The sequence below is a fragment of the Burkholderia sp. 10_S31 genome, assembly GCF_056930375.1.
The window spans coordinates 190703-213135 of record NZ_JBXOWK010000001.1; the positions used below are offsets into that span (position 1 = coordinate 190703).

Consider the following 22433-nt stretch of genomic DNA (forward strand, 5'->3'; position numbering starts at 1 on the left):
TCGGACGGACGGGATGGGTGGAACGGTTGGAACAGGCGGCCCCATCAATCGACCTTGTGATAGTGGCGGTACGCCTTCGCGCGATTGCCGCACGACGACATCGAGCACCAGCGGCGGCTGCCGTTCTTGCTGTCGTCGATAAACAGCCACTGGCATGCGTCGTTCGCGCAACGCTTGACCTTCGCGAGCCGCGCGCCGCCCAGCAGGTCGGTCGCCGACCACAGCACCGGGCTCAACAGCCCCGCGAGCGTCGCGCCCGCCTCCCCGATCCGCCACGCATAGCCGCCGTCGACCCGCGCGAGCTCGACGCGCGGTGCCGCTTCCACCAGAAAACCGCCCAGCAGCGCGAGATCGCCGGCTTGCGGCTCGCGCCGCTCGGCCTGCGCATGAAAGAGCCGATAGAGCGCCTCGCGCAACGCGAGCGCACGCGCCAGCATCGCCGGCTCGCCATTCCTTTGCTGCGCTTGTGCGCGACACGCGTCGGCCAGGCCGGCCGGCACGCGCGCCTGTTCGCGGCACCAGGTGAACAGATCGCCCGGCGTGCAGAAGGTTTCCGTCGGCGCGTCGGCGCCGCGCCAGTACAGCGTGTTCGCGAAATCGATGCTCAGCGTTTCGGACGGCGCCGGAATCAGGCAGTCCATCGTGACGGAAGGTTGCGTTTCGTTCATGCCTCGATCGTATCTAACCACCATGCCGGTTGACAAGCACGCAGGCGCTTCCTAACATAACCGTCATGGTGGTTAAAAACAGGTTTGCTGCACTGACGTCCCCCTTCAGTTCAAGGAGCCACACATGATCGATCACCTTTCGTTCGGCGTTGCCCACATCGACCGCAGCCGCGCGTTCTACGACAGCACGCTCGGTGCACTCGGCTACAAGCGCCTGCACAGCGACGACGGATCCCTCGGCTATGGCACCACCGAACCGGTGCTGTGGTTGCAGCACGCGGCGCGTCCGGTCGTTGCCGATCCCGAGTCGGGGTTGCACGTGTCGTTCCGCGCGGCATCGCCGGTGGAAGTCGATGCGTTCTACCGCGCCGCGCTGCAGCACGGCGGGCAGGACAACGGCGGGCCGGGCAAGCGCGAACACTACGGTCCCGGCTATTACGCGGCGTTCGTCGTCGATCCCGACGGGTATCGGCTCGAAGCCCATTGCGAGCTGGACAACGTCGTCTGATCCGCTTCGTACGGACGCGGATGAACGACAAGGGCCCGGTTCCGCATCGCGCGGAACCGGGCCCTTGTCTTTGCTGCATCGGTGTTCGGTGCGCGACGGTCGCCGCCTGCGATCATGCGAGGCGAGCGGGCTGGCCGATCGGACAGCACTGCGGATATCGGCGAGTGGCGGCGGGTTGCACGCGCCACGCGATCCACGCAAGCGCTTACTGCGCGTTGCGCGTGCTCTGCAGCTGCTCGCCGAGCCCTTCGATCCCGAGACGCACCATCTGGCCGGCCTTCAGGAACACCGGCGACGGCTTGATGCCCATCCCGACGCCCGGCGGCGTACCGGTCGTGATCACGTCGCCCGGCTGCAGCGTCATGCAGGTCGACAGATAGGCGATCAGTTGCGCGACGGTGAACACCATCGTGCGCGTGTTGCCGTTCTGATAGCGATGGCCGTCGATCTCGAGCCACAGGTCGAGGCGCTGCGGATCGGGCACCTCGTCGCGCGTGACGAGCCACGGGCCGATCGGGCCGAACGTGTCGAAGCCCTTGCCCTTGTCCCACTGGCCGCCGCGCTCGATCTGCCACTCGCGCTCGGACACGTCGTTGACAACGCAGTAGCCGGCGACGTAGTCGAGCGCGCGCGCTTCGTCCACGTTCTTGCACGTCGCGCCGATCACCACGCCCAGCTCGACTTCCCAGTCCGTCTTCACGGAGCCCTTCGGAATGTCGATGCCGTCGTTCGGGCCGCAGATCGAACTCGTCCACTTGCCGAATACCACTGGCTCCTTCGGCACCGGCATGCCGGCTTCGGCAGCGTGATCGGCATAGTTCAGACCAATGCCGATGAACTTGCCGACACGCCCGACGCACGCGCCGATGCGCGGCTCGCCGGAGACGAGCGGCAGCTTGGCCGGGTCGATCGCGCGCAAGCGTGCGAGACCGGCGTCGGACAGCGCGTCGCCGGCAAGATCCGGCACGTGCGCGGACAGGTCGCGAATCCGGCCGTCCGCGTCGAGAATACCGGGCTTTTCGTGGCCGGACGGGCCATAGCGAAGCAGTTTCATCGTGCTCAACCTCTGTTGTCGAATGTGACAGGATACCGGCCGACGCAGCCGCTTGCGGCCACGCGCCGGACTGAATATCGATCGTCGATGACTCGCGTCGGCGCCGTATCCGGCAGGCCGTTCGACACGCGAGGCTCGCGCGGGCGCAGCGATCGCGGCATCGCACCGAAGTGCGACACGCATCGAACGGGCGGCCGCCGGTCTGCGCATCGGCGACGACGGCGCGTTATCCGCGGCATGTGTCGGCCCATGCCGGCCGGCTTCACGCGCGGCCACACCGTCGCTGGCCCGCTGCTCTTTGTACCATCGGCGGCCCGCCGTGAAATGGCGCGCGACGGATACCGACTATTGGTGCGCCCGCGGGCATTGCACCGCAGCATTGGAGCCACGGGCGCGATGGCACCGGTGTCGCACGGCACCCTGCATTGCCATCGGGACATGAACAGACACTATTTGATGCGACCCTGTCATCGAAAACCACACGTGATCCGTTCTTAATCGGTAACGATCGGTAAAAACACGCTGCATTGCACACTGAAAGTTTGTTGTTAAGCTCGCGCGGATGGCAGTCATATCCGCAAGCGGCTTCACGAATCCGCGTGCAAAACCGGCCAGCGTGCGTCGCCCACCGATCGGCAAATCCCGGACTTCCTACATATGATGCAAACGACCACTAATCCGCTCCCCGGCAGCGACGCACGGGAGTCGATGGGCGCAGCCGACCGCTATCGTGCGCCCGCCCTCGACAAGGGTCTCGACATTCTCGAACTCCTGTCGGAACAAAAGGAAGGACTCACCCGCACCGAAATCACGAAGGAGCTCGGACGCAACGCAAGCGAGATCTACCGGATGCTCGAACGTCTCGTGGCGCGCCGCTACGTGATGCGCTCGAGCAGCGGCGACCGCTACACGCTCAGCCTGAAGCTGTTCGCGCTCGCGCACCGGCACCCGCCGATGAACCGGCTGATCGCCGAAGCCTTGCCGCTGATGCAGCGCTTCGCCGACGCCACCGAACAGTCGTGCCATTTGACCGTCTACGATCGCGGCAACCTGCTCGCGATCGCGCAGGTCGACGGCCCCGGCCCGTGGGGCGTGTCGGTGCGGCTCGGCTCGCGCGTCGGGCTCGCCGATACGGCGTCGGGGCGTGTGATGCTCTCGTTCCAGGGTGCCGAGCAGCGTGCGCACATGCTGGTCGAGCATCGCAAGGTCAAGGGCGAAACGCCGATCAACGAGCAGGAACTCGCCAACGCGTGCCAATCGATCCGGCAGTCCGGCTACGTGCGCCAGGACAGCCGCCAGGCATACGGCGTCACCGACTTGAGCGCGCCGATCCTCGGCCCGTCCGGCCATGCGATCGCGGTGCTGACCTGCCCATACATGCGCCGGATCGACGCGCACATGGCGCCATCCGTCGACGTGGTCGTCACAGGGCTGCGCGATACGGCAGGCCAGTTGTCGATGTGCCGCACGGAAACTTCCTGAACGCGCGACGGTGCTGAAGGGGGGGACGGTCAGTCGGTTGTTCGGGCGCGGCAGGCCTTCAGTCACTCGGCCAGCAAGTCGGGCAGGCGCACGGCGGCGTGCGGCGGCGACGCCGTGGCATGCAATGCAATGCGGTGTCGCGGACGCTCGCACCGGCATTACGCAGACCATTGCCGGACCTGCGAGCGCTGCGCACCCCCGGCGCTACGCTAGAATAGCGGCCCTCTCAAAAACTACGGCGGCCGGCTGTCGCGGCCGCCGTGTCCGATGGATGTCATGGCCAAACTTCTGAACGATCAAGAATTCCAGCGTTTCTCCGAACTTCAGCAGAAGCAGGCGAGCTTCACGATCACGCCCGAGGAAGCGGACGAGCTGCGCGACATCGTCGCGCGCGCGCAGAAGAAGCGTGACGATCGCTCCGCAGCGATGCTGGCGATCGAGAACTACATCGAGCAGTTCGACATCACGCCCGACGAACTCTTCTCGCCCGAGCAGATCGGCGACGCCGCGCGCACCTACGGCCTCATCACGGCCTCCAAGAAGGAACGCACGCTGCCGCCGTCGATCACGTTCAACGGCAAGCCGTACCAATGGACCAAGACGCTTCCGGACGACGTGCGCGGCGCGCTGTTCGACGCGTTTACGTCCGGCGAATCGGTCAAGCGCTTCATCGCGATGCCGAAGGACGCCGCGCGTTGCGCACTGACGATCGCCCGCCTCGAGCGCGAAACCGGCGGCGTCTATGCGGAAGCGCACCTCGAGGAACTCGCGATTTCGCGTGACCAGGTGAACGACGCGGCGTCGAAACTCGCTGCATAAACGCCGTCGCGGGCACGGTTCATGCGTGCCCGCACCGGCGCGGACGCCGGCAAACGCTGGCGCCGCGCCTGCTGGGGTACTGCGTCCGCAGGCTCCCGAAAAGTCTCACCAAAGCCTCCCGTAAGCGCTCACCCGGGTATCCCGGAAAAGCTCACCCAACGCTCCTGAAGAGGCTCACCGGCTCTTCCCGAACGTCCTCACCGACGCCTCCCGCAGACGCTCACCGCCCTTTCCCGCAAGGGCTCACCGGTGGCTCCCGAGAAGGCTCACCGAGTGCTCCCGGATCAGCTCACCCAGACGCTCCCGGAAAAGCTCACTCGCGGCTCCCGGAAAATCTCACCTTTGTTCTGTTTCCGATGCTGCAAGTGCGAAATGCAGGTGTCAGCGCGCCCGAGTACATGACCGGAATCGGCAATATGCGACGAGCATCGGCGCTTGCAACTCGCTCGCCGCGGATGCCGTAACTCGACACCGACGCCTTTCTCTATCGGTCACGAAGCGTTGTATCGCTTCGCGGATCCGATCGAGCACAGCGGATGATCTGCATTCCGAACTGCGAAGAGTCCGTGCAACCGCGATCACGCATCACCCACATCGTGCGTTCCGTCTACAGCGCACGATACCGCCGCACGTTCGAGCACCACCTGCGCCGATGCGGCTACGGTTGCAGCTTCATCCTGAACCCCACCACGCCGGGTTCCTCCGTCGTCGACACTTCGAAACCGCACGACTTCGCCAGCGAAATCATCGCTGTGTTCTCGCGCAGCGCCTCGCCGATCATCCATGCGGTGCCGCGCGATCGCGCGTAGTCGATGATGCGGGTCATCATCAGCCGGCCGAGCCCCTTGCCCTTCTGGTCCGGCCGCACGGCGATCGCGAACTCCGCCGTCTCGTTGTCGGGATCGGAGACCGCGCGCGCCACCGCGAGCGTGTGCGAGCGCCCCGACACGTCGGTGAACGACACGATGAAGGCCATCTCACGGTCGTAGTCGATCTGCGTCATGCGCGCGACTTGCGAATGATCGAAGCTGCGCACCGCACCGAAGAAACGCATCCGCAGATCGTCCGGCGTCATCGCGCCAAGCAGCTCGTTGTGTGCCTCCTCGTCTTCCGGACGGATCGGACGGATCGTCACGGTCTCGCCGCGCCATTCGAGCGTCTGCTCGAGATGGCGCGGATACGGCATGATCGCGAGCCGGCTGCGCCCGGCCGCCAGCGTGAGCCGCGGCGCGATGACGTATGCACGGTCGGACAGCACGCGCAGCGTGATCGACATCGCGACGACTTCGCGCACGTCGCAAACGACTTGCGACAGCGCAGTCAGCGCGTCGAGCGTGGGTTCGACGGGCGCACGGCGCGCATATGGCGAACGCGCCATCACCGCGCGGGCGAGCACCGTATTCAGCGGCGGCAGCCCGTACACGACGAACGGCGCCGACACGCCGTCCGCCGGCGGCACGGCATAGCGGAACACCGGGCCGAAGTTCGAATCGTCGTACATGTCGACCGTGACGTCGACGACTCTGGCGCCCGCGGACGCATCGGCCGGCTCGCCGTGCAGGCCGAAGTGAGAGAGCCAGCGCAACGCCGCTTCGCCGGCCAGTTCATGGTCGCCCGCCTCGACCATCCGACGGGCCTCGGCCTGTGCGGATGCAATGCACTCGGCCGGTTGCGGCGGCGTGCCCTCGGGCGTCTGCATCAGCAACTGCCGCCCGAGGCTGTAGTCGACCAGCCGTGCGTATGCGCGCGCAAGCCGCTGCGGGGTGGTATGCACCGGGATGCCGTTCGCATGCAGCGCGTCGCGCGTCGCCGCGTCGACCGCACCGAAGAAGCACGCGAGAATACCGCGGTATGCATATTGTCGCGATTCGATCAACGTGCGCGCGACCGCCTCGGCCGGCGCGCTGTGGGACGTCGAATGCACGACGAACAACGTGCCTGTTTGCGGAAACGGCGCGAGCGCCTTGATGGCGGTGCCGAAATGTTCGGGACGCGCATCGTCGCCGAGCGTCAGCGGATTGCCGACCCCGGCGAGATGCGGCAGCGCGGCCGCTACCGCCGACGTTGCCGCCGCCGGCCAGTCGGCCAGCACGTCGCGCACCTCCGCGACCGCATCGACCGCGAGCTTCGCGACGCCTGCGTCGCTCGTCACGAGCGTTGCAGCCCCCCGCGCGGTGACGCGACCGACACCGAGCGTCTCGATCTCGTCGAGCAGATCATCGAGCGCATCGACACGCACCATCCCCGCGCGCTGGAACGCCGCCGTGTAAAGCGCATCGCCGGGATCGGCGCGCCCGGTGCGCAGCGCGAGCACCGGCTTGTTGCGCGCCGCCGCACGCGCTGCCGACATGAACTTGCGCGCGGCGCATACGGTGTCGAGCTCGAGCAGGATCGCGCGCGTGCCGGGATCGCTGGCGAGGTAGTCGAGGACATCGCCCGCATCGACGTCTGCCTCGCTGCCCAGCGCGACGACATGCGAAAAGCCGAGGCCTCGTGCATCGGCCCAGCCCAGAACCGCGTTCGTCAGCGCATTCGATTGCGACACCCAGGCGACGCCGCCCGATCGCGCCGTGTAGGCCGGTGCGCCGAAATGCGCATGCCGCGCGGGCGACAGCACGCCGAGACTGCCGGGGCCGACGATACGGAGCACGAACGGCTTCGCGGCCTTGAGCGTGCGATCGAGTGCGGCGCGATCGGCATCGGTGCGCGCTTCGCCGACGATCACCGCGACGCGCGTGCCGAGTTCGCCGAGCTTGCGCACGATACCGGCCCACGTGGCAGGCGGCGTGCAGATCACGGCGACCGACGGCGGCGCCGGCAGCCGGTCGACATCGGCCACGACCGCGTGCCCGCTCAGTTCGCGATACTTCGGATTGACGGGCCACACGGGCCCCTCGAACGCGCCGTCGAGCACGCGCGCCCACACCATCGCACCGATACTGCCCGCACGCGATGACGCACCGACGACCGCAACGGACCTGGGCTGGAACAACGCATCGAGATGGCGGACGGTCACATCGGCTCCATACGGTAACGAAAGACGATCCGACCGGCATGCGAGCCCGATGGCCATGTGCCGGTCGACGCGAACTCCAAGCATAGGCGAACGCGATGCGGCTGCCTATATGCCGAACGGCCGACTGTGCGACGGGCATCAATGCCCGCAACATGGGCCGGTAACCGACGCCTTCGCACGACGCAACGAGCGAAGGCAACACGAGGCGGTCATCCGGCCGCCTCGTCAAAGGTGAGGATTTACAGGAGCCATGGTGAGCAAGTTCGGGAATTGCACGGCGCAGCGCGTCAATGCGCGAGCGGTGATGGCGATCGACGGTACATCGGCACCGCGAAGCTCTCGCATGTCATCGAGAATGCCGATACGCGTGTGCCGCGTAATTGCGGGGTTGTTTACCGGAATTCACGGCGATATCCGGTTCAATCGCAGCGAATTCGCAAAAAAGCATCCGTTAATCGCACGGCATTGCCGTTCAATTCGCGGTTCCGAATCGCGTGGCGGCCGTCCAAAAACAAAACGGTGCGACGGCCACATGGCCGTTCGCACCGTCGGTCAGCGCACGAAAGGTGAGGATTTTCGGGAGTCAGTCCTTGATCAGGAAACGCGCGCGGTTCTTGCCGAGCCACGCCGGCGCACGCCCGCGGCCGCTCCACGTTTCGCCCGTCTTCGGGTTCAGGTACTTCGGCGGCAACGAACGCTTCGGTTTCGCGGCAACGGCAGTGCCAATCGGACGGAAACCGAGCTCTTCGGCCGTAATGTCGAATTCCTCGATTTTTGCCCGAATGGCGGCAATCGCATCGGCAATCGCCTTTTCTCGTTCCTTGTCGATCTTTTGTTGAAGTCTTTCGAGCTGCGCTGTCAGTTGCCTGTAGGTCGCCATATGGATGGGACTCCGTGAGTGTTATTCATGAAAAATAGCCGACTCCAAGCCAATAGAAAAGCGCTTCACCCGATTAGGGTCTCCTTATCCGGTCATATCGGGATCAATAGCCGCTTTTCTTCTTGCATGCGAAGAGAAGATTTCGCACGGCGTCATCGGTCGATTGCTGGAGGACGTCGAATTCCCCGTTGCAGATGGCTCGGGCATTGTCCGTGCAATTGCTCCAGCCGCTTCCGGTGCACTGCACCTGCGTAGTCGGGCGCCCGTCCGAAGTGAACAGTGGCGCCCCGCCGCCACACCCGCCGAGCCCCGCAACCAGGGCCAACAATCCGGCCCGACGCCAATGCGTCCGTGGCCACCGACAGACCGACGCAAGCATGTGTTTCATTGTTCTTTCCGTCAACCTATTTTTGAATGTCGCGAGTATGCCATGCGCTGCCCTCCCGCGTTCAGTCCGGTGTCCGGTCGGGCCGCCCGCGCGTCTTGTACGGCACGGCCCGGTGCGGATCCTCGGTGATGCGAACGAACACCTGCTCGACGTCGGGAAGCGCGCCGAGTTCGCGCGCCAGCGCCTGCCGATCGAATGCCGGATCGGCACACCCTTCGACATAGATGAAGCGCCGCTGCACGGTGATCCACAGGCTCGTGCCCTGCAGACGATCGGTGCCCGCGAAATGCGCTTTCGCCGCCGCGGCGATCGGCGCGTCATACATATAGGAATTCGGTTTCGTGCAGCGGTGCGCAAGCCAGCAGGTGGTCCCGCGCTCGACGCGGTAGTGCGCGTCGTCCTCCATCTCGGCGCGCGTCATCCACGGGCCGAGCGGCAGCGGGCATTCGGCGAAGTCCCGCGACAGTGCGATGAACGGGTCGTTGTACCAGTTGCGCCGTACCGCAGGTGCGTCCGCGTCATTCGACTGTGCGAACGAGGACGTCGCCACCAGTGCGGCCAGCCATCCGGCAATGCCGATTCGCTTCATCGTTGTCTCCTGTCGGGCACGTCACCGGTGCCGTTCCTCATGTCCGCGTGCACCCGCCGCCGCGTGCTACCGGTCGATCCCCAGCGCCGCCAGTTTCTTGTAGAGCGTTGCCCGACCGATGCCGATGCGCGCGGCCGCTTCCACCACCTTGCCGTCGCAAGCCGCAAGCGCATCGATCAGGAACTGGCGCTCCCACGCAGCCAATGCATCGGTATACGAAACGACCGGCGCACCCCGCGCATCCGATGCGTCGCCCGCATCCCGGCCGACCGCGGCAATCCGAGTACCTGCCGGCACGCTATCGGGCGCCGCGCGCACCGGCCCGAGGAACGGCGCGAGCGCACCCGCATCGATCACCGAGCGATCCGACAGCATCAGCGCACGCTCGAGCGTATTGCGAAGCTCGCGCACGTTGCCCGGCCACGGGTACGCGCACAGCATCCGCAGCGCATCGTCGGTCAGCTCGCAGTGGGCGGCACGGCCGTGCTGCGCGGCCAGTTCCTCCAGCGTCGCATAGACGAGCGCCGCGATGTCGGACGCGCGCTCGCGCAGCGGCGGCGCGTGAATCGTCAGCACGTTGAGCCGGTAATAGAGATCCGCGCGAAAGCGGCCGGCCTCGACCAGTGCGGGCAGGTCGGCCGACGTCGCGGCGATGATCCGCACATCCGCGCGCACGATCCGGTTCGAACCGACCGGTTCGAACTCCTTGTCCTGCAGCACGCGCAGCAGCTTGCCCTGCAGCGGCAGCGGCATGTCGCCGATCTCGTCGAGAAACAGCGTGCCGCGATCGGCCAGCTCGAACTTGCCGACGCGCCCCTTGCGGTCGGCACCTGTATACGCCCCCGGCGCCGCGCCGAAGAATTCGGTTTCGAGCAGCGTGTCGGGAATCGCGGCGACGTTGACGGTCACGAGCGGCTGGAGCGCGCGCGCCGACGCCGCGTGGATCGCATGCGCGAGCAGTTCCTTGCCGGTGCCCGTCTCGCCGAGCAGCAGCACCGGCGAATCGACCTGCGCAGCGCGGCGCGCCTGCCGCTTGGTTTCGAGGCTCGCGGTGCTCGTGCCGACGAAGCTTGCGAACGTGTATTTCGCACGGCGCGCCTGTGCGAGCGAACGCTGCGTCGCGATCAGCTGCTGCTGAAGCTGCGCGTAGCGGGAAAAGATCGGCGTGAGCGTTTTCAACTGGTCGAACAGCGCGAAACCGATCGCGCCGACCGTCTCGCCCGCCTCGTTCTTCAACGGCAGGCGCGTGACGACGAGCGGCTCCCGGCCCGTCTCCATGATGTCGAGCAGGATCGGCTGGCCGGTCGACACGACCTCACGCATCAGGCTGTTCGGCATCACCGCCTCGCAGTCGAGGCCGACCGCCTGCTGCGGATCGGCGAACCCGAAGCGCGCCGCATAACGCTCGTTCATCCACACGACGCGTGCGTCGCGATCGACCACCACCGTGCCCGCACTCGAATCCTCGAACGTACGAAACAGCGACTCGGCGGCGCGCCGCAGCACGTCGCCGTAATTGACGGGCAGGCGGGCCCAGTCGTTCATCATCGTGTCGTCGTCTCCGCGTATGCTTGGCCGAATGTCTCCAGAACGAGACGAAGTATCTCACTTTGGAGACATGCCGGAATGCCTTGTCCGGGAAAGCCCTGCCCGATTCGGCGGGCTGCCCCGGCGGCCGGATCGTCTCCAAATGGAGACGATTTATGTAGAATCGTCAGACATTGGCCGGCGCGGGCCCGCCGGTCTGCGCCGGACCCATGTCCGGCGGCGCAATGCGGCCGATGGCACGAAACCTGCACGAACCTGAGCCGGTCCGCGGCGCGTTCCGCGATCGAACAACAACCAAAGCCATTCCAAGCATTTAGGAGACTCCCTTGTCTTTCGTGATCGTCCTCGCCGCGCTGGCGTTTCTGATGTTCGCCGCGTATCGCGGCTACAGCGTGATCCTGTTCGCGCCGATCGCCGCGCTCGGCGCGGTCCTGCTGACCGAACCCGCCGCCGTCGCTCCAGTCTTCTCCGGCATCTTCATGGAGAAGATGGTCGGCTTCGTCAAACTCTATTTCCCGGTGTTCATGCTCGGCGCCGTATTCGGCAAGGTGATCGAACTGTCCGGGTTCTCCGAGTCGATCGTCCATGCGGCGATCCGCTACATCGGCCGCTCGCGCGCGAATGCGGTGATCGTCGCGGTGTGCGCGCTGCTCACCTATGGCGGCGTGTCGCTGTTCGTCGTGGTGTTCGCGGTGTATCCGTTCGCGGCCGAGCTCTATCGCCAGAGCAACATTCCGAAACGTCTGATGCCCGGCGCGATCGCGCTCGGCGCGTTCTCGTTCACGATGGATTCGCTGCCCGGCACGCCGCAGATCCAGAACATCATCCCGACCACGTTCTTCAAGACGACTGCCTGGGCCGCGCCCGCGCTCGGCACGATCGGCTCGCTGTTCATCATCGTCGTCGGCCTCACCTACCTGGAATGGCGCCGCCGCTCGGCGATGGCGAAGGGCGAAGGCTACGGCACGTCGCTCGTCAACGAACCGGAACGCGTCGAAACGACGGCACTGCCGCATCCGGCGCTGGCGATCCTGCCGCTGATCCTCGTCGGCGTGTCGAACTTCGCGTTCACGAAACTGATCCCGCAGTGGTACGGCGCCGCGTCATACACCGTCGCGCCGGAGGTGCTGCCCGGCGTGCATGCGCCCGTCACGACGTCGATCAAGACGGTCGTCGCGATCTGGTCGGTCGAGGCCGCGCTGCTGCTCGGCATCGTGCTGGTCGTGCTGACCGCGTTCAAGCGCGTGAGCGGCCGCTTCGCGGCCGGCTCGAAGGCCGCCGTCGCGGGCGCACTGCTCGCCGCGATGAACACCGCGTCGGAATACGGCTTCGGCGGTGTGATCGCCGCACTGCCTGGCTTCCTCGTCGTCAGCGACGCGCTGAAGAGCATTCCGAACCCGCTCGTAAACGCAGCCGTGTCAGTCAGCTCGCTCGCCGGCATCACCGGTTCGGCGTCGGGCGGCATGAGCATCGCGCTCGCCGCGATGTCGGACCTGTTCATCAAGGGCGCACAGGCCGCCAACATTCCGCTGGACGTGCTGCACCGGGTCGTCGCGATGGCCAGCGGCGGCATGGACACGCTGCCGCACAACGGCGCGGTCATCACGCTGCTCGCGGTCACGGGCCTCACGCACCGCGAGTCGTACCGCGACATCTTCGCGGTCACCGTGATCAAGACGCTCGCGGTGTTCTTCGTGATCGCCGTGTACTACACGACGGGCCTCGTGTAAGCCTTCACATCGGGCGGCGTTCCGCACGCCGCCCCCCTCGGCCGGCCGCATCGACGCGGCCGGCACCCCCTTCTTCCCTGCGCGTGTCACGGCGGCTCGACGGCCTGGCATCGCCGCAACAGACAGCGCTGCGCGATATCCATCGCGGGGCACGTTCCCGGCACGTCTGCATGCAAACCGGGGCGGGGCGCCCGGCATTCGCATCGGCCGATGCGTCCCCCGACCGACCGGAGCCGCACAGCGCCGCACTACCGCACGGCCCGGAGGCCCAACGTCCGCCGCGTACCGCAATCCGGCACAGCCTGCTCACCCTGTCCATTGTTGTCCGTTGCAGAACACTGCGTTGGGAGCGATCGCATTTTTCCCGCGCGAGGCCGGGCCTAGACTGTTTCCAACCGCCGCCGCTTCGTCGAACGAAGGCCGGCCGCCCCGTCGGAAACATGGAGGTCCCGATCATGAAGCGCCTGATTCATGCAGTTGCCATTGCCCTGGCCGTATCCGCCCCGCTCGCCGCGCAAGCGCAGTCGAACCCGCCGCTCACGCGTGCGCAGGTCCACGCCGAAGTGAAGGCGCTCAAGCAGGCCGGCTTCCAGTCGAGCGACTGGTTCTATCCGGCCAGCATCGTTTCCGCCGAAGCGAAGATTGCCCGCCAGCAAAGTGCCGGCTATGGCAGTAATCACGGCGCGTCGTCGGAGTCGGGCCAGTAATCACCATATCAATACGCCCGAGCGCGCGCCCTCCCATCGTTACGCCTTCACCGGCTGAATCGGTTTCGCGCATGCCACTGTCTGCGGATCGCCCGCAGGCAGCTTCGCGCATACGCCGTCGAACTGCCTCACGACCGGCCTGACCGACGCATCGTGCGCGCGGGCGCGGCGACGAGCACGTCCGAATCGGCCCGCGCCAGTACCGGCTCGCGCAGTACCGCGCGTAGCGCATCGGCGAGTGCGGCCTTGTCGCGCATACCGGCCAGCATGCCCGCGTCGACACGCGTCGATTACTGCCGCCCCTTGATCCGCGCCATCTGATACACCGACGCATACGCACCGTCGCGCAGCGCATAGTTCGGCGCCTCGCCCTCGATCCTGAAGCCGTGCCTTTCATACAGCGCGATGGCCGCCGCGTTGTCGACGAACACGGTCAATTCAAGACGCGTGACGTTCAGCCAGTTTTCGGCGAGGTCGATGGCGGCGGCCAGGAGCCGGCCGCCGATGCCGCGCCCGTGATGCGACGCATCGACCATCATCCCGAGCGACGCCGCGTGACGCCGGCGCGGGTTCTGCTCGGGATGCAGCGCGAGATGGCCGACCACCGAGCCGTCGAGTTCGGCGACGAGACTCACGCCCTGTTCGCGCAGCCGTTCGAGCCGCTGCTGCCATTTCTCGTGCGACGGAAACGGATGCTGGAGCGTGTTCAGGTACACCGCAGGGTGAGCGACGATGTGCCGGATCGCGTCGACGTCGTGCGTCTCGCTGTGCCGGATCGTGATATCGGTCATGACTGGGTAGAGTCGAAAGTATCGGGCCGGGGCATGTTGCTGCACGAACGCAACAACGCATCGAGCTTATCCGATTTCACGCAAATGAAACATGGTCGCCACATAACGCGATTCTGTTGCATGCACAACTACACGGCGTCACGCAAATTTCACGCAGCCGGCAATTCTTGACCGCTCCCGCCGGGGAAACCGGTAATTTCCATCCATTCCGCCATCTTCGCGACGCGCCTCCAATTAGTTGCGCACACAACGTAACCGACGAAATACGTCATGTCATTTCCGCATCACGTCGACGTCATCTGCGCTCCCTAGACTGGCCGCGCCCTGCCCGGCACTTGCCGGGCCCGCGTGTGCCGACGTCCTGCCCCGCGCATCACGAGCGCGCGGCGCACAGGATCACGACAACGGCCGACGCGCTCGAACGCACACGCATCGCGGACCGTCCCGGGGGGACGACGCACGAGCGCAACCAGACGAAGTCACGAACGCTCCCATCATCACAGGATCAGAACGCCATGACGTCACGCCGCAAATTCCTTCAGCAAACCGCCACTTCCGGCCTCGCCGCCGCCGCGCTTTCCGCGTTTCCGCCGAGCATCCGCCGCGCGCTCGCCATTCCCGCGTTTCACGAAACGGGGACCATCAAGGACGTGAAACACGTCGTGCTGCTGATGATGGAGAACCGCGCATTCGACGGCTACTTCGGCACGTTCAAGGGCGTGCGCGGTTACGGCGACCGCTTCGCGGTGCCGTCGCCGAACGGCCGCGACGTGTTCTACCAGACCTACACGAAAGCGACGCCCGCGACGACCTTCACGCCGTACCATCTCGATGCGAGCCAGGGCAACGCGCAGCGCGCGGGCGGCACGCCGCACACGTGGGCCGACGCGCAGGCCGCGTGGGACCATGGCCGGATGAACCGCTGGCCCGACGCCAAGACGCCGCTGTCGATGGGCTATTACGATGCGGCCGAAGTGCCGTTCCAGCGCGCGCTCGCCGACGCATTCACGCTGTGCGACCACTACCACTGCGGGATGCATACGGGCACGATCGCGAACCGGTTGTTCTACTGGAGCGGCACCAACGGCCCGAACGGCATCAGCCCGGCCGACGGCAGCCACGTGAAGCTCGCCGCATTGAACAACCAGTTCAACGGCGGCAACGACATCGGCCCGTCGAGCCAGGGCTGGACATGGACAACCTACGCGGACCGGCTGCAGCAGGCCGGCGTGAACTGGAAGGTCTACCAGAGCCTGATCGACAATTTCGGCTGCAACGAGATGATGAGCTTTCGCCATTGGCGCGCGGCCATCGAGCAGATGCCGCCCGCACGCCGGCCCGCGTACGTCGCGTCGACGGACATCACGCAGCCGGTGACGGCGGCCGGGGCGTTCTACGATCCGGCGATCGACGATCCGTTGAGCCCGCTCGCAAAGGGCTTCGGCAACACGATGCCGTACGGCTTCCTCGAAACGTTTCGCGACGACATCCGCAACGGCAAGCTGCCCGAGGTGTCGTGGATCATCCCGCCGTCGGTGTACAGCGAACACCCGGGGCCGTCGAGCCCCGCGCAGGGCGCGTGGTACGTGCAGGCGGTGCTCGATGCGCTGACCGCGAATCCGGACGTGTGGAGCAAGACCGTGCTGCTGATCAACTACGACGAGAACGACGGCTTCTTCGACCACATGCCGTCGCCGGCCGTGCCGTCGCGCAATGCGGACGGCTCGCTTGCGGGCGGCCATACGCTCGCGGATGCCGACGTCGCCGTCGAGTACCACGACTTCGCGCCGGCGACGTCGAGCCAGCCCGCGGCCGACGGCCGTCCGTACGGCCCGGGGCCGCGCGTGCCGATGTGGGTTGTGTCGCCGTGGAGCCGCGGCGGCTGGGTCAACTCGCAGGTGTTCGACCATACGTCGACGCTGCTTTTCCTCGAGAAACGCTTCGGCGTCGTCGAGCCGCAGATCAGCGCGTATCGCCGCGCGGTGTGCGGCGACCTGACGAGCGCGTTCAACTTCCGCGCGCCGAACAACGAACCGCTGCCGACGCTCGCGGGTCGTACGACGAAAAACCAGGTCGACGCGCTGAGCGCCGCGCAGCAGGCCGCGCCGAAGATCACGCCGCCGGCCACGCCGTCGCTGCCCGCGCAGGCCGCCGGCGTGCGCCCGTCGCGCGCACTGCCGTACGAGCTGCATGCAAGCGCGCACGTCGATGCCGGCCAGGGCACCGTCACGCTGAAGTTCGCGAACACCGGCCGCGCGGCAGCGGTATTCCACGTGTACGACAAGCTGCACCTCGACCGCGTGCCGCGCCGCTACGTCGTCGAGCCGGGCAAGGCGCTGCGCGGCGACTGGGCGGCGCTGGCCGACGACAGCGGTAAATATGACCTGTGGGTGCTCGGTCCGAACGGCTATCACCGCCGCTTCACCGGCGACCTCGCCCGACTGGCCGGCGCGCGCGCACCGCATCCGGAAATCCGGGTCGGCTATGCGGGTGCGAGCGGCAACCTGCATCTGCGGCTGCGCAACGACGGCGGCAGCGCCGTGCGCTTCACGGTGAAGTCGAACGAGGTGTACGGCCCGCTGTCCGGCCGCGGCGCGAACGACGACCGCGGCCACGGCAACGACACGGGCACGACGTGGACCGTCACGGTGCACGCCGGCGGTCAATCGGAATTGCACTGGAAGCTCGACTCGACCGGGCACTGGTACGACTTCGTCGTCACTGCCGACAGCGACGCGAGCTTCTCGCGCCGCATCGCCGGCCGCGTCGAAACGGGCCGCCACTCGGTCAGCGACCCGGCGATGGGGCTCGCCGACCGCTTCTGACGGCACGCACCCGCCCGGCCGGATCATCGGCCGGACGCCGGGCGCGGCGTCGGCCGATCCGGCTGAGACGCCCGCCTGGCGCGGCTCAAATATCAGAAGGATAGGTGGTGCAGCCCTCTTTTCATGCCCACGAAAATGCTCCGTGTTGCGGCCCGTTCGCGTTAAACTTCGTCAAGCTGCATTCAATAACGACATCTTCGCCAACCTGGCACACACGACACGAGGATAGGTTCGATGCGCACTACCGGCTCATCCGGGGCAATGACCCTGCTCACCGAACACGACCCGGCCGACGGCCGTGAACTGCGCTCGCTCCGGCTCGAATCGACCGGCGACGGCAAGAGCGTGCTGCTGATCGAGATCGACGAACGCAAGCCCGGCATTCACCGCGAGGTCCGCTACGAGATCACGCCAGCCGAGCTGATCGCGGCGATCCGCTCGCACGGCGCCGAGTTGCCCGGCGAAAACCACGGCGTCGCATCGCTCGCCCGCACCTCTTCCTGATGTCGAGCGGTGAGCCGCGCGCAATGCATCGGCTCACCGTCCCGCCCGCATCTCCCTGCCGCCGTCAGGCGCTTTCCGTCATTTCCCGCCGTCCGGTTGAAAATGGCCGATAATCGGCCCATCTGCGTATCCTCCCCACGCGCTTCCTTTTCGGCCAGCCGTCATGCTCCTCCGTGACCTCGTCGCCCAATACGGGCCGCTTCTCGTCTTCGCCAATGTGCTCGCGGCGGCCATCGGGCTGCCGGTGCCCGCGATGCCGACGCTCGTGCTGTTCGGTGCGATGTCCGCGATGCATCCGGCGATGATCGGCTCGCAACTGATCACGGTGGTCGCGCTGTCGGTGCTCGGCGCACTGATCGGCGACACCGTGTGGTACCTCGCCGGCCGGCGCTTCGGCGGCACGACGCTGAAGACGATCTGCCGGCTGTCGTTGTCGCGTGACAGCTGCGTGAAAAAGACCGAACGCTTCTTCGGCCGCTACGGCGTGCGCGTGCTCGCCGTCGCGCGCTTCATTCCGGGGCTGTCGCTCGTGTCGGTGCCGATGGCCGGCGCGTTCGGCACGCGCTATCGCACGTTCGTCGGCTACGATGCGCTCGGCGCCGCGCTGTGGACGATCGTCGGGCTGGTGGTCGGGGTGATGTTCTATCGCCAGATCGACTGGCTGTTCGCCGGCGCGGGCCAGCTCGGCCGCGTGGCGCTGCTGGCGGCCGTCGCGGTGCTGGCGGTGTACGCGGCGATCCGCTGGATGCGCCGCCGCGCGCTGATCCGCCAGCTCGCGAGCGCGCGAATCGGCGTCGACGAGCTCGACGTGATGATGCGCGATGCGTCCGCGCCGGTGGTCCTCGACGTGCGCTCGCCCGAACACCGCAAGCTCGACCCGTTCACGATTCCCGGCGCGCAGTTCGCGGACGAACGCCAGATCGGCGACATCGTCGCGCGCTATCCGTTCACGCAGAAGTTTGTCGTGTACTGCTCGTGCCCGAACGAGTTCACGGCCGCGCTGATGGCGAAACGCCTGCTCGACGCAGGCTTCACCGATGCGCTCGCGCTGCGCGGCGGCCTCGACGCATGGCGCGATACGGGCCGCCAGCTCACGTCGCTCGTGGAAGACATGCCCGCTGCGAACGATCCGGTCGCGGGGCTGCACAAGCCGGCCTGATCGTTTCGCTCGCAGGCCGGCCGTGTGATGCGGGGGCGCATGCGCCCCCTTCGATCAGAACGCGTGCAGCGGCACGTTCACGACCAGGCGATACTCGCGGTTCGTCGCGTCCGAGTAGTGCGCGGAACCGTTGTGCCACATCGCGATGAACGTGACCTTCGTGTCCTTCAGCTTGCCGCTCTGGAACGTGTACGACGGGATGAAGCCGAACTCGTGGTGACGGCCCTGCACCGGCGCACCGTTGCTCCAGTAGATGCTTGACTTGCCCGGATCGTTCGCGGCCCCCGCGCTGCCGTCCGCACCCCAGCCCGTCACGCCCCAGACCATCGCCTTGAAGCCCGGCAGGCCCGCTTCCTTGCCGTAGAACGTGTAACGCAGCTGCAGCGACTTTTCGTGCGGCGCGTTGTAGTCGACGTCCATCGAGTTGGTCAGGAAGATGCCGTTGGTTTCGTTCAGGTAGTCGAAGAACTGGTCACCGAGGATCTGCTGGTAGCCGAGCAGCAGCTCGTGCGGGCCGTGCTGCGCGGCCAGCGACAGGCTGTATGCGTTGTTGTCGATCTTGCCCTGCAGCGCGTCGCCCGTGTCGTGCGTCGAGTAGACGTTGCCGAAGCCCGTCCACTTGATCGTCTGCGTGCTGCCGATGCTGTGCTTCACCGACGCGTAGTACTGGTGCCATACGTCGTCGGCCTGGTTCGCGTACAGCGCGACTTCGCCGTTCGGCGAGTAGTCCCACGTGCCGCCGACATAGGTCAGGCGATTGACGCGCGTGCCACCGTATTGCGTCGTGAGGTTCGTGAGCGTCGTATGGCCGCGTGCGTCGTTCTTCGTGAAGCTGCCGGCCTCGAGCATCACGTTCTTGAATTCATTGCTGACGATCGTCGCGCCGAGGAACGTCGGCGGCAGCGCACGGTTGTCGTGCTGCTCCATGAACGGGTTGTCGACGGCCTGCAGACCGTACTTGATCACCGTGTTCGAGATGCGCGCCTTCACGTCGTAGATGCCCGGGTATGCCCACGCGAGCTGGTTGCCGCCACCGCCGCCCTTCGCGATGTGGACCATGCTGCCCGCGCCCGCGCCGCCGTCGAGTTTCAGCGCCGCATACACCGACGCGTCCACGCCGAAGCCGATCAGGCCCGTCGTGTAGCCCGATTCGAAGTTCGCCATCACACCCTGGACCCACGCATGGCGGTGCGGTCCGCCCTTGCTGTCGAGCACGTCCGAATAGTTGCGGAACAGGAAGTTCAGATGGCTGTCGGCGATGAAGCCGTTCGACTTCGACTGTGCCGACGGCTCGTCCGGCGGCGTGACGGCCTGGCTCGCCTCGGCATTGATCACGGCGTTCGGGGTCGTTGCCTGCGCAACCGACACGCTCGCGCCCGCGGACGGCGCAGCCTGCGCGACCGTCAGCGGCGCGGGGGCCGCGTCGTCCGCGTGCGCGACGCCGGTCAGCGATACGCCGGCGAGCGCCGGCAAGCCCCATGCAAGCAGCATCTTCGATGCCGTCCCGATCGTCTTTTGCTTTTTCATCGTCATTCTCGTCTTGTGTTGATGTCGTCCACGCCGGTTGCGATCCGCTTCCGGCCCCCCGGCGAGCCCGGCTAAGGACGCGCCTCTACCCGCGGCGCGAAGATCGTTCGCGCCGCACCCTACCCCTGTCGACCTGCCTGGTTATGGTTGCTGCGTCACTTCACGCCGCCGCGCCCGCCCGAATGCACGCGACACGTGCGGCCGAGCCGTGCCGCACTTCCGGCAACGGCACGTCCTGCGAGCACGCGTCGATCGCGACCGGGCAGCGCGTGCGAAACGCGCAGCCGGACGGCGGGTTGAGCGGCGACGGCATCTCGCCCGCCAGCAGCATCGGACGGCGAGCACGCTCGCGTGCCGGCTCCGGCGTCGGCGCCGCATCGAGCAGCGCCTTCGTGTACGGGTGCTGCGGCACGCCGTACACGTCTTGCCGCGTGCCGAACTCCATCACGCGGCCGAGATACATCACGAGCACGCGCTGGCTGATGGCCTTCACCACCGCCAGGTCGTGCGCGACGAACAGATAGGACAACGACAGTTCGCGCTGCAGATCGCGCAGCAGGTTCACGATCTGCGCCTGGATCGACACGTCGAGCGCCGATACGGGTTCGTCGCAGATCACGAGCTTCGGCTCGCCGATCAGCGCACGCGCGATACCGACGCGCTGGCACTGCCCGCCGGAAAATTCGTGGGGATAGCGCAGCAGGTGATGCGCATTCAGGCCGACGCGCTCGAGCATCGTGACCACGCGGCGCCGCACCTCGGTGCGGCCGAGGCCCGCATGGTGCGTGACGAGCGGCTCCGCGACGATCTGCTCGATCGTCATGCGCGGATCGAGCGACGCGAGCGGATCCTGGAAGATCATCTGCACTTCGCGGCGCATCGCGGTGCCGCGCAGGTGATCGGGCGCGACGGCGTCACCGCGCCAGCGCACCGTGCCGGCCGTCATCGGCACGAGGCCGATCAGCGCGCGCGCGAGCGTCGACTTCCCGCAGCCCGACTCGCCGACGAGCCCGACCGTTTCGCCGCGCTTCACGTCGAACGACACGCCGTCGACCGCACGCAGCGTGCCCTTCGGCGACCACGGATAGCCGCCGAGCGGCACGCGGAAATGCACCTTCAGATCCTCGACGGACAGCAGCGTATCGCTCGTCGTGCCCGTCGCGCCGGCATTGCGGCGTTCATCGACGCTCATCGCAGACCTCCCGTCAGATCGGCCAGCGGCCGGTGGCATGCGCGCACCGCGCCCACCGCGCCGTAGGTTTCGAGCGCGGGGCGCGCGGCACCGCAGCGCTCCTGCGCATACGTGCAGCGTTTCGCGAACGCGCAGCCGGCCGGCGCGGTGCCGGGCATCGGTGGATTGCCGGGAATCGCGACGAGCGGCGCGTCGTCCGCATCGGTCAGGCGCGGCAGCGCATTGAGCAGGCCGATCGTGTACGGATGCGACGGCGCCGCGAAGATCGATTCGGCCGGCGCGTATTCGACGGTGCGGCCCGCATACATGACCATCACGTCGTCCGCGAGGCCCGCGACCACGCCCATGTCGTGCGTGATCAGCACGATCGCGGTGCCGCGCTCGCGGTTCAGCTCGCGCAGCAGGTCGATGATCTGCGCCTGCACGGTCACGTCGAGCGCGGTGGTCGGCTCGTCGGCGATCAGGATTTCCGGCTCGGACAGGAGCGCCATCGCGATCATCACGCGCTGGCGCATGCCGCCCGAGAACTCGTGCGGATACATGCGGATGCGGCGCGCTGCGTCGGGAATGCGCACCGACTCGAGCACCTCGATCGCGCGCTTCGTGGCTTCCTTGCGCGACAGCTTGCGATGTAGCTGCAGCGTCTCGGTCATCTGCCGCTCGATCGTCAGGAACGGATTGAGCGACGTCATCGGATCCTGGAAGATCATCGCGATCCGGTCGCCGCGTACCGCGTTCAGCGCGCGCGTATCCATCGCGAGCAGGTTGTCGCCGCGATAGCGCGCGACACCCGTCGTCGTGCCGTTGCCGGCCAGAAGGCCGAGCAGCGCCATCACGGTCTGGCTCTTGCCCGAGCCCGATTCGCCGACGATGCCGAGCGTCTTGCCGGCTTCGAGCGTGAACGACACGCCGCTTACGGCGTCGATCGGCGGTGCGTCCTTGCGCGAGAAACGCACGCCGAGGTTGTCTACTTCGAGTAGTGCTGTCATGCCAGCCTCCGCCGGGCCGCCCGACACTTCGATGGAAGCGCCTGGGGGAGACGGGGG

Annotated in this window: 20 protein-coding genes; 8 read left to right on the forward strand and 12 right to left on the reverse strand. The window is 66.8% G+C overall.

Going from position 1 to position 22433, the window contains the following annotated elements:
• Positions 1-44 precede the first annotated feature (44 nt).
• Positions 45-692, reverse strand: coding sequence for a CGNR zinc finger domain-containing protein (locus tag AC1Z3W_RS00855; RefSeq protein WP_124832627.1), 648 nt, complete (start codon positions 690-692; stop codon positions 45-47).
• Positions 693-792: 100 nt separating this feature from the next.
• Here AC1Z3W_RS00855 and AC1Z3W_RS00860 point away from each other — a divergent pair, with 100 nt between their 5' ends.
• Positions 793-1176: a VOC family protein gene (locus AC1Z3W_RS00860; RefSeq protein ID WP_057925582.1), complete on the forward strand. Its 384-nt coding sequence runs from the start codon at positions 793-795 to the stop codon at positions 1174-1176.
• Positions 1177-1381: 205 nt separating this feature from the next.
• Here AC1Z3W_RS00860 and AC1Z3W_RS00865 read toward each other — a convergent pair whose 3' ends face one another.
• Positions 1382-2230: an ureidoglycolate lyase gene (locus AC1Z3W_RS00865; RefSeq protein WP_483506660.1), complete on the reverse strand. Its 849-nt coding sequence runs from the start codon at positions 2228-2230 to the stop codon at positions 1382-1384.
• A 657-nt stretch (positions 2231-2887) separates the two neighbouring features.
• Here AC1Z3W_RS00865 and AC1Z3W_RS00870 point away from each other — a divergent pair.
• On the forward strand, positions 2888-3712 hold the full coding sequence (locus AC1Z3W_RS00870; RefSeq protein WP_185734374.1) for an IclR family transcriptional regulator: 825 nt from the start codon (positions 2888-2890) through the stop codon (positions 3710-3712).
• A 267-nt stretch (positions 3713-3979) separates the two neighbouring features.
• Complete coding sequence (locus tag AC1Z3W_RS00875) at positions 3980-4531, forward strand: hypothetical protein (RefSeq protein WP_057925580.1); 552 nt, start codon at positions 3980-3982, stop codon at positions 4529-4531.
• Positions 4532-5189: 658 nt separating this feature from the next.
• On the opposite strand, the gene AC1Z3W_RS00880 is transcribed toward AC1Z3W_RS00875, so the two are convergent.
• From AC1Z3W_RS00880 to AC1Z3W_RS00900, 5 genes are all read right to left on the reverse strand, one after another.
• A complete protein-coding gene (locus AC1Z3W_RS00880) occupies positions 5190-7547 on the reverse strand; it encodes a GNAT family N-acetyltransferase (RefSeq protein WP_124832625.1) in 2358 nt (785 codons plus the stop codon).
• A 583-nt stretch (positions 7548-8130) separates the two neighbouring features.
• Entirely contained in the window at positions 8131-8427 is a 297-nt protein-coding gene (locus tag AC1Z3W_RS00885) for an H-NS histone family protein (protein ID WP_057925578.1), read from the reverse strand.
• A gap of 103 nt (positions 8428-8530) precedes the next feature.
• The gene (locus AC1Z3W_RS00890) at positions 8531-8815 is read right to left on the reverse strand and encodes a hypothetical protein (protein WP_242431784.1); all 285 of its coding nucleotides are present in this window, start codon (positions 8813-8815) and stop codon (positions 8531-8533) included.
• Between the two features lie 61 nt (positions 8816-8876).
• Positions 8877-9404: a BON domain-containing protein gene (locus tag AC1Z3W_RS00895; RefSeq protein ID WP_124832624.1), complete on the reverse strand. Its 528-nt coding sequence runs from the start codon at positions 9402-9404 to the stop codon at positions 8877-8879.
• A 66-nt stretch (positions 9405-9470) separates the two neighbouring features.
• The gene (locus AC1Z3W_RS00900; RefSeq protein WP_057925576.1) at positions 9471-10952 is read right to left on the reverse strand and encodes a sigma-54 interaction domain-containing protein; all 1482 of its coding nucleotides are present in this window, start codon (positions 10950-10952) and stop codon (positions 9471-9473) included.
• A gap of 326 nt (positions 10953-11278) precedes the next feature.
• Here AC1Z3W_RS00900 and AC1Z3W_RS00905 point away from each other — a divergent pair, with 326 nt between their 5' ends.
• Together AC1Z3W_RS00905 and AC1Z3W_RS00910 are read left to right on the forward strand one after the other, a co-directional pair.
• Entirely contained in the window at positions 11279-12682 is a 1404-nt protein-coding gene (locus tag AC1Z3W_RS00905) for a GntP family permease (protein ID WP_057925575.1), read from the forward strand.
• A 455-nt stretch (positions 12683-13137) separates the two neighbouring features.
• Positions 13138-13389, forward strand: a complete 252-nt coding sequence (locus AC1Z3W_RS00910) for a DUF4148 domain-containing protein (protein WP_057925720.1) — start codon at positions 13138-13140, stop codon at positions 13387-13389.
• A gap of 128 nt (positions 13390-13517) precedes the next feature.
• Here the strand turns inward: AC1Z3W_RS00910 and AC1Z3W_RS00915 are convergent, their stop codons facing one another.
• Positions 13518-13658 carry a hypothetical protein gene (locus tag AC1Z3W_RS00915; protein ID WP_160327441.1) on the reverse strand — a complete coding sequence of 47 codons (141 nt, stop codon included), beginning with the start codon at positions 13656-13658 and terminating at the stop codon, positions 13518-13520.
• A gap of 21 nt (positions 13659-13679) precedes the next feature.
• Positions 13680-14180 (reverse strand): GNAT family N-acetyltransferase, encoded by a 501-nt coding sequence (locus tag AC1Z3W_RS00920; protein WP_483506663.1) that lies wholly within the window; start codon positions 14178-14180, stop codon positions 13680-13682.
• 515 nt (positions 14181-14695) lie between these two features.
• Between AC1Z3W_RS00920 and AC1Z3W_RS00925 the strand changes: the two genes are divergently transcribed.
• The 3 genes from AC1Z3W_RS00925 (at position 14696) to AC1Z3W_RS00935 (ending at position 18668) form a co-directional block, all read left to right on the forward strand.
• The gene (locus tag AC1Z3W_RS00925) at positions 14696-17005 is read left to right on the forward strand and encodes a phosphocholine-specific phospholipase C (RefSeq protein ID WP_483506664.1); all 2310 of its coding nucleotides are present in this window, start codon (positions 14696-14698) and stop codon (positions 17003-17005) included.
• A 234-nt stretch (positions 17006-17239) separates the two neighbouring features.
• Positions 17240-17509, forward strand: a complete 270-nt coding sequence (locus tag AC1Z3W_RS00930; protein WP_057925572.1) for a hypothetical protein — start codon at positions 17240-17242, stop codon at positions 17507-17509.
• A gap of 163 nt (positions 17510-17672) precedes the next feature.
• Complete coding sequence (locus AC1Z3W_RS00935) at positions 17673-18668, forward strand: DedA family protein/thiosulfate sulfurtransferase GlpE (protein ID WP_057925571.1); 996 nt, start codon at positions 17673-17675, stop codon at positions 18666-18668.
• A 54-nt stretch (positions 18669-18722) separates the two neighbouring features.
• On the opposite strand, the gene AC1Z3W_RS00940 is transcribed toward AC1Z3W_RS00935, so the two are convergent.
• The 3 genes from AC1Z3W_RS00940 to AC1Z3W_RS00950 form a co-directional block, all read right to left on the reverse strand.
• Positions 18723-20195, reverse strand: coding sequence for an OprD family porin (locus tag AC1Z3W_RS00940; RefSeq protein WP_057925719.1), 1473 nt, complete (start codon positions 20193-20195; stop codon positions 18723-18725).
• Between the two features lie 160 nt (positions 20196-20355).
• The gene (locus AC1Z3W_RS00945; protein ID WP_124832618.1) at positions 20356-21387 is read right to left on the reverse strand and encodes an ABC transporter ATP-binding protein; all 1032 of its coding nucleotides are present in this window, start codon (positions 21385-21387) and stop codon (positions 20356-20358) included.
• The gene (locus tag AC1Z3W_RS00950) at positions 21384-22376 is read right to left on the reverse strand and encodes an ABC transporter ATP-binding protein (protein WP_057925569.1); all 993 of its coding nucleotides are present in this window, start codon (positions 22374-22376) and stop codon (positions 21384-21386) included. Before AC1Z3W_RS00950 ends, AC1Z3W_RS00945 begins: the two co-directional genes overlap by 4 nt.
• Positions 22377-22433: the final 57 nt, after the last annotated feature.